Origin of the sequence: Candidatus Syntrophosphaera thermopropionivorans (assembly GCF_004353895.1) — a bacterium.
Classification (GTDB): domain Bacteria; phylum Cloacimonadota; class Cloacimonadia; order Cloacimonadales; family Cloacimonadaceae; genus Syntrophosphaera; species Syntrophosphaera thermopropionivorans.
The window spans coordinates 78,311-90,458 of the sequence record NZ_SMOG01000004.1; the positions used below are offsets into that span (position 1 = coordinate 78,311).

Annotated in this window: 12 protein-coding genes; 2 read left to right on the forward strand and 10 right to left on the reverse strand. The window is 38.3% G+C overall.

Annotation, left to right across the window (positions count from 1 at the left end; all coding sequences use genetic code 11):
- Position 1: 1 nt before the first annotated feature.
- From lpxD to rsxC, 10 genes are all read right to left on the reverse strand, one after another.
- The gene (gene lpxD / locus E0946_RS02700; protein ID WP_133200935.1) at positions 2-1,045 is read right to left on the reverse strand and encodes a UDP-3-O-(3-hydroxymyristoyl)glucosamine N-acyltransferase; all 1,044 of its coding nucleotides are present in this window, start codon (positions 1,043-1,045) and stop codon (positions 2-4) included.
- A complete protein-coding gene (locus E0946_RS02705) occupies positions 1,042-1,656 on the reverse strand; it encodes an OmpH/Skp family outer membrane protein (RefSeq protein WP_133200936.1) in 615 nt (204 codons plus the stop codon). Before E0946_RS02705 ends, lpxD begins: the two co-directional genes overlap by 4 nt.
- A gap of 31 nt (positions 1,657-1,687) precedes the next feature.
- Positions 1,688-3,142: an aminomethyl-transferring glycine dehydrogenase subunit GcvPB gene (gene gcvPB / locus E0946_RS02710; RefSeq protein WP_133200937.1), complete on the reverse strand. Its 1,455-nt coding sequence runs from the start codon at positions 3,140-3,142 to the stop codon at positions 1,688-1,690.
- Entirely contained in the window at positions 3,135-4,484 is a 1,350-nt protein-coding gene (gene gcvPA / locus E0946_RS02715) for an aminomethyl-transferring glycine dehydrogenase subunit GcvPA (protein ID WP_133200938.1), read from the reverse strand. The genes gcvPB and gcvPA overlap by 8 nt, the downstream gene beginning before the upstream one ends.
- Before the next feature lie 156 nt (positions 4,485-4,640).
- Positions 4,641-5,675, reverse strand: a complete 1,035-nt coding sequence (locus E0946_RS02720) for an RnfABCDGE type electron transport complex subunit B (RefSeq protein ID WP_133200939.1) — start codon at positions 5,673-5,675, stop codon at positions 4,641-4,643.
- Positions 5,676-5,685: 10 nt separating this feature from the next.
- Positions 5,686-6,288: an electron transport complex protein RnfA gene (locus tag E0946_RS02725; RefSeq protein WP_133200940.1), complete on the reverse strand. Its 603-nt coding sequence runs from the start codon at positions 6,286-6,288 to the stop codon at positions 5,686-5,688.
- Positions 6,285-6,878, reverse strand: coding sequence for an electron transport complex subunit RsxE (rsxE, locus tag E0946_RS02730; RefSeq protein WP_133200941.1), 594 nt, complete (start codon positions 6,876-6,878; stop codon positions 6,285-6,287). The genes E0946_RS02725 and rsxE overlap by 4 nt, the downstream gene beginning before the upstream one ends.
- The gene (locus E0946_RS02735; protein WP_133200942.1) at positions 6,875-7,453 is read right to left on the reverse strand and encodes an RnfABCDGE type electron transport complex subunit G; all 579 of its coding nucleotides are present in this window, start codon (positions 7,451-7,453) and stop codon (positions 6,875-6,877) included. Before E0946_RS02735 ends, rsxE begins: the two co-directional genes overlap by 4 nt.
- The gene (locus E0946_RS02740; protein WP_133200943.1) at positions 7,450-8,580 is read right to left on the reverse strand and encodes an RnfABCDGE type electron transport complex subunit D; all 1,131 of its coding nucleotides are present in this window, start codon (positions 8,578-8,580) and stop codon (positions 7,450-7,452) included. Before E0946_RS02740 ends, E0946_RS02735 begins: the two co-directional genes overlap by 4 nt.
- Positions 8,581-8,595: 15 nt before the next feature.
- Complete coding sequence (gene rsxC / locus E0946_RS02745) at positions 8,596-9,915, reverse strand: electron transport complex subunit RsxC (RefSeq protein WP_133200944.1); 1,320 nt, start codon at positions 9,913-9,915, stop codon at positions 8,596-8,598.
- Between the two features lie 219 nt (positions 9,916-10,134).
- Between rsxC and E0946_RS02750 the strand changes: the two genes are divergently transcribed.
- Both E0946_RS02750 and E0946_RS02755 read left to right on the forward strand, forming a co-directional pair.
- The gene (locus tag E0946_RS02750) at positions 10,135-11,328 is read left to right on the forward strand and encodes an electron transfer flavoprotein subunit alpha (protein WP_133200945.1); all 1,194 of its coding nucleotides are present in this window, start codon (positions 10,135-10,137) and stop codon (positions 11,326-11,328) included.
- 37 nt (positions 11,329-11,365) lie between these two features.
- Positions 11,366-11,989: a 7-carboxy-7-deazaguanine synthase QueE gene (locus E0946_RS02755; RefSeq protein WP_133200946.1), complete on the forward strand. Its 624-nt coding sequence runs from the start codon at positions 11,366-11,368 to the stop codon at positions 11,987-11,989.
- Positions 11,990-12,148: the final 159 nt, after the last annotated feature.

Below are 12,148 nucleotides of genomic sequence, written 5' to 3' on the forward strand. Positions count from 1 at the left end.
TTCAAGTTTCTTCTTCCTCTTTTTTCTTTTGTTTCAAATAAAAGCGATAAATTTCTGGTAGATGTTTTTGACTGACCAGAATCCGCTTAAATCTATCTGCTTCCATAGCAGGACTTCCCCAATAACGAGCATCCGCTGGAATATCATTAGTGATGCCTGATTGAGCACCGACCATTGCTCTATCTCCAATCTTGAGATGTCCTGCCACTCCAACTTGCCCTGCCAGATATACATAATCTCCTAAAATAGTGCTTCCGGCTAAACCTACTTGGGCACAAAGAATACAGTGTTTACCAATGCGACAATTATGACCTATCTGGACAAAGTTATCAATTTTAGTGCCCTGTCCAATAAAGGTTGAGCTAAGAGTTCCACGATCTACGGCAGAATTAGCCTGAATTTCTACAAAATCCTCTATGACCACATTCCCAACCTGGGGGATTTTATTTTGAACCCCATCCATCAGTATAAAGCCAAAACCATCTGCACCAATGACGGTTCCGCTATGTATAATGACTCCATTACCAATCCTGGTATCTGCATAGATATTAACATTAGGATAAAGGTGAGTATTTTTACCAATAGAGACATCATTACTAATAAAACAGTGTGCTTCAAATATGCTATCATTACCAATCTGACAATTTTTGCCGATGATACAATAAGGACCAATATAGACCCCATCTCCTATGGTGGCAGAAGAATCAATGATAGCAGTAGGATGAATTTCTGGAATAGGTTTTTCAGCATCCTGTTCTATCCACCAATCTACTAAACGCAGAAAGGCAAAATAGGGATGAGGATGAAGAATTAAGTTTCTATTGGGAAGATTATTAGCTTTGTCAGGATGGCAAAAAATGAGAACAGCAGGAGATTTTTTTACGGCATCCAGATATTTTTCTTGCTCCCAGAAAATCACACTACTGGAATCTGCTTCCTCAGGATCAGCTACACTTTGTAGAGTAATATTCTGTTCACCATGATATTCACCACCACAAACAGCTACAATATCTTCTGGTGTGATAGTTTTGTTAAATTTTTTCATTTTTTAGGTATGAATTCATCTGGTTTAAAAGTATCTTCTGGTTTAGGAGTTTGAGTTCCAGTGGTATTAGTTTTATTATCGGGAGTAGGTTTAACAGTATCTTTATTAAGTTCCAATAAGACCAGGTCAGTTATATCAATAGAAGGAGCAGAATAAAGCACAGTTCCCATACTATCGTCAAATATGATGGTATATCCTTCATCAGTAGCAATTTTTTTAATTATATTATTAATTTTAGTGTTGATGGGGGAAAGAAGTTCCATATAACGTTGTTCAGATTTTCCACCTTCACCAAAATATTCTTCTAAAAGACGTCCTGCTTCAGCCTTTTTTTCATCAATCTTGGCTTGAGCTTCTCTTTTAGCTGCTTCTGTTTTAGTCAGTTTAGCTATTTCAAATTCCTGTTCCATTTGTTTAATTTGAGCATCCAGCTCGTTCAGTTGATTTTTCCAGTTTTGCATATCCAGTTTGTAGATACGGCTTATTTCAGCAAGTTCATTGCTTTCCTGAATAATGCGGTCCATTTTGACCACGCCAATTTTTACTTCAGCGGCAAAACTGAGGGAAAGTAGTCCTAAGCACAGGACTATGAGTAAAAGTATCTTTTTCATAATATCTCCTGATATTCTTTGGTTTCACCTCTCAATCCTCAAGTGGGAAAGAGGTATCAAGCATTTTTACCGCTCGCACATCATCCACTCTTCTCACAGGAGTAGTTAGTGGAGCACTATGTAATAATTCTGGATTTTCTTTACATTCCTGCGCAATTTCTATCATTGCACTGGCAAAAGCATCCAGAGAATCCTTACTTTCCGTTTCTGTAGGTTCAATCATCATAGCTTCTGGCACAATCAACGGAAAATAGACAGTTGGAGCATGAAAACCTTTATCCAGCAATCTCTTTGCAATATCCAGGGTGCTTACACCATATTCCTTTTTTTGCCAGGTAGAATCAGCTACAAATTCATGCATACAATGATCGGGATATTGAATGTGATAATAATCTTTAATTAAAGCCATCAGATAGTTTGCATTAATTATGGCATTTTCTGCCACTTGACGAAGTCCTTCTGCACCCAGAGTTATTATATAGAAATAGGCTCGTAACATCACAGCTACATTTCCATAGAAAGTATGCACCTTGCCGATAGAACTTTGTTTATGAGAATAATCAAAAAAGTATCCATCCTCATTCTTACCAATTAAGGGAACAGGTAAGAAAGGAGCTAATTTAGCTATAACTCCAACTGGGCCAGAACCAGGTCCTCCTCCTCCATGAGGGGTGGCAAAGGTTTTATGTAAGTTAAAATGCATTAAATCAAATCCTATTTCTCCCGGTTTAACCAGACCCATTAAGGCATTAAGATTTGCCCCATCTAAATACATTAAACCATCAACACTGTGTATGATGGAAGCAATTTCTTCAATCTGGTCCTCAAATAAGCCCAGAGTATTTGGATTAGTAAGCATAAAGCCAGCAGTATTTTCATTCACAATACTTTTCAGATGAGCAAGGTCACAGCGTCCTCTGGAATCTGATTTTAATTCTACCACTTCGTAACCAACTAAAGCACAACTGGCTGGATTAGTTCCATGTGCTGAATCGGGAATAATAATTTTATTTTTATGTGTATTTCCTTTAGCACGATGATAGGCAAAAATGATTCTTATTCCCGTAAATTCTCCTTGAGCTCCAGCTGCAGGTTGTAGACTGACCTTATCCAGACCAGAAATTTCCGCTAAATCATTTTGTAGTTCATATAAAATCTGTAAGGTACCCTGCAAAGTTGATTCAGGTTGCAAAGGATGAAGATTTTGGAAAGAAGGATATCGCACTAAGGACTCATGCAATTTTGGATTGTATTTCATAGTGCAACTTCCCAGGGGATAAAGACCTTTCTCAATGCAATGGTTCTTTTGCGATAGAGGGATAAAATGTCGCATAACATCAATTTCACTTAGTTCGGGAATGCGAGCTGGTTTTTCTCTTAAAAGTTCTTGTGGGATAATTTCATTAAGAGGAATATCCGGGTCTCTTGGAGGAAGTGTTATACCTTTGCGTCCAGGTACACTAAGTTCAAATATAGTCTTACTCATAATTCATCTCCCTCAGAGCAGTTGCGTAGTTCTCCAGTTCTGCCCGAGTCCTTTTTTCTGTTACTGCAATAAGCAAGGTGTTTTCGTCATATCCATAGGACTTCAAATCTACTCCTGCAAAGATATGTTTATTTAACATATCCTGAATAACCTTCTGAGCTGAAACAGGACAGTGAATAGCAAATTCTTTGAAGAAGGGAGTCTCTGGATAACAGAGTGAAAAACCAGGGATAGAAGCGATTTCATTAGCTAAAAAATGAGCCTTCTGGGCAGATTGAGTGGCTACTTCAATAAGACCATCTTTTCCCAAAAGACTTAGATAGACAGTTGCAGCTAAAGTGCAAAGAGATTCATTGGAACAGATATTAGAGGTGGCTTTTTCTCTTCTTATATGTTGTTCCCGTGCTTGTAAAGTTAAAGTGTAAGCTCTATTCCCTTCAACATCTACAGTTGCACCAACAATCCTTCCCGGCATTAAACGAGCCATATCTTTGTGCGTGGCAAAAAATCCAAATAGGGGTCCACCCATATACATATTATTTCCCAGAGCCTGACCTTCACCGGTAACAATATCAGCATGGTAACTGGAAGGAGGTTTTAATATTCCTAAAGAGACAGGATCTACAGAAGCTATAAAAAGAGTCTTTGGATTGCTGTGAACCACTTTTTCCAGCTCGTTCATTGCTTCTATATTTCCCAGGAAATTTGGAGTTTGAATCACCACAGAACTCACATTTTCATCCATTTTATCTGCCAGATTAGCAATATCTGTCCTTCCATATTTTATATCACAGAATACCAGCTCTAAACCGATTCCTTCAGTATAAGATTGAATAACCTTGATAAATTCCGGATGAATAGCTGAAGAGATAATGGCTTTTTTAAGATGATTCTTACGAACTGCCATCAAAATAGCTTCTGCAACAGCGGTTGCTCCATCATACATAGAAGCATTGGAGATACCCATTCCGGTAAGTTCACAGATAAGGGTTTGATATTCATAAATATATTGTAAAGTGCCCTGGCTTACTTCAGCTTGATAAGGAGTATAGGCAGTATAAAATTCTGGTCGTGAAACGATGGTATCAACTGCAGCAGGAATAAAATGGTCATAAACTCCTGCACCCAGGAAAGAGATAAATTTTTGAGTATCAATATTCTTGCTGGCTAAGGCATTAACTAATTGAGTCAATTCAAGTTCTGACAGAGGAGGAGAAAGATTAAGCAGTTCCTGCAAGCGAAATTTTCTCGGGATAACTTGAATCAGCTCTTCAAAAGAATGCACACCAATCTTTTCCAGCATTTGATTGCGTTCCGCATCAGTATTGGGAATATAGGACATTATCTCTCCATTTGCAATTAAAAGTATATTATATCTAACTTTTTTTGTGTTATAGTTTATGTCAATTCTAAAATTCTTTGCAGCCCATTTACAGGATAACATAAGAAAGGCAGGAACTGTTTTCCTGCCTTATATTTATTAATGAGAGGAGAGGAATTATTCTTTTGTTTTGATGGCATTTTTAGGACAGACGGTAATGCATACTCCACAACCAATGCACTTATCCTGATCTATGTTATGTTTCTGATTTTCTTCACCTTTGATAGCGCCAACTGCACATACCGGTACACAAATATGACATCCGTCACAGAGTTCAGCGTCTATTTCTGATTTCTTCCGTGTGCCCTTTAGTGTATCTAAAATAGCATTGGTGGGACAAACTGCGGCACAAACTCCACAATCTATACACTTAGAATAGTCTATAGAAGCAAGGTTATTTGCCATAGTTATAGCTTGCTGCGGACATTTCTTTACACAGATTCCACAGCCAATACAGGGTTGATTTGTCCCACAAACCTGTCTCGCCAAAGGTCCTTTGTCTTTAGAGGAACATTTAATGAACACATTTTGCTGAATAGATATCAAATCTATCAGCTTACGCGGACAAGCTTTAACACAGGCACCACAGCCAGTGCACTTTTCAATATCTATAATTCTCATTCCTGACTCATCCACAGAGATTGCATCAAATTTACATGCATTTAAACAATCATTGAAGCCAACACAACCCCAGGAACAGGAATTTGGGCCACCTGCAATATTAACAGCAGAAAGACAGGTTTCTATGCCTCTATAGTCATATTTCCATTTAGTGTTATCCTTTCCACCCGTAGAGCAATGAATAACCGCTATTTTTTTAACCACTGCTTCTGCTTCTGTTCCCATTATTTTAGCTATCTCTTGAGCTACTTTTGGACCGCCAGGAGTGCAAAGATTAACTGGTGCACCTTGCAAAACAATTGCTTCGGCATAACCAGCACATCCTGCTTTTCCACAACCTCCACAATTAGCACCAGGAAGAACAGAAATGATTTCTTCCACGCGAGGGTCACGAGTAACAGCAAAGACCTTAGAAGCAAAAGCCAGTAATAGACCAAAAGCTAAACCCATTGCTCCAATAATGAGCACGGGAACTCCAATATCACTGGCTAAAGAAGGAGCAAGTATTGGTATCAACAAAGAAAGATTCATACTTTACTCCTCAGATTTTTAGCCCAACAAAGCCGGAAAAAGCAAGTGCCATAGTTCCTGCTAAAATCATACCATGAGCAAAGCCATGCATACTTTTGGGCAGATCAACCAGTGCTAATCTCTCTCTAATTGCTGCCATAACCAGTAACACAAAAGTAAATCCCACACCAGAAAAGAAGCCATTTAAAGTAGCAAATAAGAAATTATAGGTTGAACCATCAGGTAAGGGAGTGATATTAATAATAGCAACACCAAGAACTGCACAGTTGGTAGTGATGAGTGGTAAATATACACCCAGAGCCTTATAAAGTGAAGGTGCATTTTTCAGAATAAACATTTCAACAAACTGAACCAGAGCTGCTATAGTAAGAATAAAAGCTAATGTGCTCAAATAGGTTAAATTATAAGGAACCAGGAGATATTTATAAATGAGGCTACAGAAAGCTGAAGACATAGTCATAACAAAGATTACTGCCATACCCATTCCAAAGGCAGAATCCATCTTGGTGGAAACTCCCAGATAGGGACATAATCCCAGGAATCTGGAAAGTACTAAGTTCTGTATGAAAATGGCACTAATTGCTAAGACTAAGATTTGACTGAGGGTATTCATAGAAATTTCTCCTTCAACATATTGATTCCAGCCATCAAAAGTCCTAAAGTAATAAATGCTCCAGGAGTTAGGATGGCAACAAGCATTGGATCATAGGTAACAGGCATCACTTTCATTCCAGCCCAGGTTCCACTTCCCAAAATTTCACGAATTGAAGACATAAGAATTAGCGCTAAAGTGAATCCTATTCCCATGCCAATCCCATCTGCCATTGAATCCATAACGCTATTCTTGCTGGCAAAAGCCTCTGCTCTTCCCATAATAATGCAGTTTACTACTATTAAGGGAATAAACAATCCGAGAGCTTTATGTAAATCGGGTAAATATGCTGCCATAACCATATCAACAATAGAGACAAAAGCCGCAATAACTATTATATAAGAAGGAATACGGATTTTGTTAGGAATGATATTTCTAATCATTGAAATTATAATATTAGAGCATACCAGAACAAAGGTTGCTGCTAATCCCATACCTAAGGCATTATTCACAGAAGTGGTAGTTGCCAGAGTTGGACACATTCCGAGAACAAGCACAAAGATTGGGTTTTCTTTCACAATTCCTTTAGTAAGTTCTTTCATAAAGCTCATTTTTGTGCCTCCCCAGAAGGAGTTGTAGTTTTAGATTCTACATCTTTTTGAATAAGTTTTATAGCTTCTCTGAGAGAATTTGTTACTGCACGAGTAGTGATAGTAGCTCCAGTTAAGCTGACAAATTTGCCTCCATCTCTATCCACGACTAAATCATCTGCGAATAAACCGCTAAATTTAGCAGAAAATTCTGGTTTTGTGCAATTTGCTCCCAGACCGGGAGTTTCGGATTGTTCTATAACCTGGATATTAATAATCTTGAAATTGGTGTCAATTGCTGCCATAGTCTTTACCATACTGGAATATCCAGGTTTAACAGCGGTGAAAGTATAGCCTTTGATTTCACCAGTTTTTTGGTCCTTAGCAATATAGTAGACCAAGGAATCCTTTTCTGTGTGGATAGTGACGGGTTCAAATACTGCCTCAGGGATGAGTTTGGACATTGTTTGTTCAGCTGCAGTTCTTTGATGCTCGTCAATCAAAGGTTTAGTCATAGAATTTACATAGGCTAAAAGTGCTGTTGCCACAGCGCAAAAACCTAATAAGGTTAAACCGAGTCTAAGGAAAAGTTTCATTTTTTCACCTTCCCAAATGCTTTTGGCATTGTTAATTTATCAATTAAAGGAGTCATTACATTCATAAAGAGAATGGAATAGGAGACTCCTTCAGGATAACCACCAATTAAACGGATAATAACAGTTAAAGCACCACATCCGATAGCGTAAAAAATACGTCCATTCTTGGTCAACGGACTTGTGGTATAGTCCGTTGCCATAAAGAAAGCTCCTAAGATTAAACCTCCCGCAAAGAGATGGAAAATGGGTAAACTAAGTGAATATTGTGTTTCAGGCAAACCAGGGATTCCACCAAAAAGGAAAGTTAATACAGCCACAGTAAGCAGATAGAAGAAGGGTATGCGCCATTCAATTATATTTTTCCAGAGTAAATAGATAGCACCAATGAGCAAAGCAAAAACAGATACTTCACCAATACATCCTCCAATATTTCCCCAGAACATAGATTTTAATGTTCCCATATCTATGAGCCCATTAAATATCTTGGTTCCGAGGTCAATATTAGTGGCTGGATCACTGGTTAAGGTATTGATAAAAGTAGTATCCCTTAAGGTCTGCATCACCTTTAAAGGTGTAGCACCGGTAACCAAATTGTAGGCTTTAGGAGAAATAGTGGCAAGACTATCGCTGATGGCACTTAAATTGCTGATTCCATTAATGGAAGAAGCAGATAAATTGTGAGCCATAGTTGGTTTCCAGCAATTACCTGTCATCAAAGAAGGCCAGGAAGCCAGCAGAAAAGCTCTTCCTAAAAGCGCTGGATTGACAGCATTATTACCCAGACCACCAAATACCTGTTTACCTATAGCGATGGCAAAAATTGAACCTATAACAGGTAACCACCAGGGAGAACCAGGAGAAATATTATAGGTTAAAAGCATTCCCGTTACTACCGCGGATCCATCATACACTGTGATAGGTACTTTACGTAATTTTTGGATTAAAGCTTCGGTTAAAATAGCAGCAAGCACTCCTAAAGCAGTAAGAAAAAGGGTCTTCCAACCCCAATAGTAAATGGAGAAAGCTAAAGCGGGAAGTAAGGCTATAACCACATTCCACATAACTTTTGGAATACTGGTAGAATCATGTATATGCGGAGCAGGTGAAACAATAAATTTATCTTTCATAATTCAATCCTATATTCATTTAGCTTGTCGTTCTTCTGCATAACGCAATTTTCCTGTGTCTACCCACTGAACTATTCGTATATGAGCAGGACAAACATAAGCACAACTACCACATTTTATACAATCTTCCAGACCCGCTTTAACAGCAAGTGTCAAGTCACCACCCTTAACTCCTTGAGCAATAAGACTGGGGACAAGATTCATCGGGCACACATCAACACAATGAGCACAATGGATACAATTGCGTTCTTCAATGGTCCTGGCTTCTTTTTCACTGAACAAAATCAAACCAGAAGTGCCTTTTGCCATAGGAGCATCCAGAGAAGGTAAAGAATAACCCATCATAGGACCACCAGAAATCACTTTTCCAATCTCCGATTTAGTTCCACCACAATAGGTTACTAAATCAGAGAATAGGGTTCCTATACGAGCTTTAAGATTCTTAGGATTATTTACTACACTTCCGGTAACAGTTATAATTCTTTCTACTAAGGGTTTCTTGAAACGAACAGCTTCATAAATGGCAAAGGCTGTTCCAACATTTTGAACTACTATTCCTACATCCAGAGGTAACCCTCCAGCTGGAACTATACGTTTTGTAGCAGCATAGATTAATTGCTTTTCTGCACCTTGTGGGTATTTCAATTTCAAAGGGACAACACTAAGATTATTTTCGCTGGCTAAAAGTTTGTTCATTTGAGCAATAGCATCTGGTTTATTGGATTCAATGCCAATCATTCCGTGTTGAGCATTCAGGATTTTCATAATTATTTTTAATCCATTGATTATCCCTTCAGATTGTTCCAGCATCAATCTATGGTCTGCTGTGAGATAAGGTTCACATTCCACTCCATTAAGAATAACGGTGTCTATAGGTTTGTTTTCAGGTGGTGAGAGTTTAACGATAGTTGGAAAACCAGCACCGCCCATACCACAAATTCCTGCTTCTTTGATACGATTTTTCATTTCTTCCACAGGCAAGTTCATAAAATCTGGCTCATCCACAAGCTCTATCCAGCTATCTGAACCATCACCAGTAATCTCAATAGCTAAACTCATTGCTCCTAAAGGATGAAGGAAGGTATCAATTTTGGTTACCTTCCCACTTATTGAGGAATGTTGAGGGATAGAAACATAAGCATTAGCTTCCGCTATTTTTTGCCCGGTTTTAACTTCTTCACCAACTTTAACCAGTGGCACGGATGGAGCTCCCACATGTTGAGACATAGGTATTACCACTTTTTGAGGAAGGGGGAACTCCTCAATCGGGACAGCAGAAGTGTATTGCTTGTTATCCGGAGGATGAACACCTCCTGGAAATGTTTTTAATTTCATTTACACTCCTTTTTGCTCTCTGGGAGATTTCTATTTTTTCCCTTATAAATGTAAATATCATTTTTAGGCAAGTATTTTTTTCAGAAATAATGTTAGACTTTCCTTGACTCAATTCTACTGATTAAAAATTATAGCCCTTATAAAGCTATATTGCTCGCAAATATATGAGTTTAATAGTGAAGTTTAAGATTCAAATCTTGGTTATCTGGGAGTTTTCCGATGATTGAAATTATTGATCAAAAATGTATAGGTTGTGGACTCTGTACCAGAGCCTGTGCTTATGGTGCAATCAGCATACAGGCAAAACTTGCTGTTATAGATGAAGATAAATGCACACTTTGTGGAGCATGTGTGGAGACTTGTCCTTTTGAGGCTATCCTTATCCGAAAACAAGCAGCAGAACAAATTGATAAGGAACAATATAAGGGTGTCTGGGTCTTTGCTGAACAGAGAGATGGAGTTATTGCACCTGTGGTATTTGAGCTTTTAGGGAAAGGAAAAGAACTGGCTGAACAGATGAATTCTGCTCTCACTGCTGTGCTTCTGGGTTCAAATCTGGAAAACCTATATCCAGAGCTTTTTGCTTTTGGGGCAGATCAGGTGATAGCTGTTGATAATCCAGCACTGGAACATTTTCTTGATCTCAATTATGCACGAGCTTTAACTGAAATTGCTCGTAAACATAAACCAGCTATTATTCTGGCTGGAGCAACTGTTACCGGAAGGTCTTTCATCCCAAGAGTAGCGGTACAATTACATACAGGTTTAACAGCAGACTGTACTGGTTTGGAAATTGATCCCGAAACTGGAAACTTACTTCAGACCAGACCTGCCTTTGGTGGCAATATTATGGCTACTATTATCACTCCTAATCATCGTCCCCAAATGGCAACTGTTCGTCATAAAGTTATGGATGCTTTACCTCGTGATGATTCACGCAAAGGTGAAATAATTAAAGAACAGATAGATTTTAGTGATTTAGAGGATAAGAGCTTCTGGTTGGGTTTTGAAAAAGAAAAGACCACTCTCGTTAATATTACGGAAGCAAACATCATTGTTTCGGGTGGAAGAGGTCTGAAAGAAGCTAAGAACTTTGCCCTGTTAGAAGAGTTAGCTGAAGCTTTAGGTGGGGCAGTGGGAGCTTCTCGTGCTGCTGTGGATGCAGAATGGATTCCCTATTCTCATCAAGTGGGTCAAACCGGAAAGACCGTTAAACCAAAAATTTATATTGCTGTTGGAATTTCTGGTGCTATTCAGCATTTGGCAGGAATGTCTTCTTCCGATTATATTATAGCCATTAACAAGGACCCAGATGCTCCTATCTTTAAAGTAGCAGACCTGGGAATAGTAGGCGACCTGTTTGAGATTGTTCCCCTCATCACTAAGAAAGTAAAAGAAATTCGTCAGAAATAAGTGGCATCTCTTTTCTTTGAAAAGTGATAGGTATTCTATGTCATTAAATATATGTGAGATTTTCTATAGTTTGCAGGGTGAATCAACCTATTCTGGTTTACCCTGCATTTTTATTAGATTAAGCGGATGTAACCTCCGTTGTTCCTGGTGTGATACAACTTATACATGGAGCAATGGGAAAGAAATGTCCATTGAACAAATTCTGCAAGAGATTCGTAAATATCCTTGTTCTTTAGTGGAAATCACCGGAGGAGAACCTCTTTTACAAAAAAGGACAATTGAACTGATGGAGATATTGCATCAGGAGAAATATCGGATTTTACTTGAGACTAATGGTACTCAATCCCTGCAAAATGTCCCTGATTATGTAGTGAAAATCGTAGATGTGAAGTGTCCTGGAAGCGGATTTGGTGAATCATTTTTAATGGAAAACCTTAATTTTCTCCTGCCAGTGGATGAAATAAAGTTTGTTCTTGCTTCGCGTGAAGACTATATGTTCGCCCTAAATTTTATCCGAAATAATGCCTTAGAGGATAGGATTTTACTTTTTTCTCCTGTGATTGGTCATCTTGCTCCAGAAACTCTCGCTCAATGGATGCTAAAAGATGGAGTTCCTGCCCATTTACAATTCCAGCTACATAAACTCTTACAATTAGCTTAATCCTTCAATTATTATTCCTTTTTGAAGTCTTTTTAACTTAGCAGTCTGCTATTTTACTTTTATAGATAGTATTAATTTAGTATAGCTCTCTTGTTTTGTTTACTTTTATGAGATTAAGAAGTCAATTCAAGTTTAGCTTTTATAAGACCAGCAAGAGGA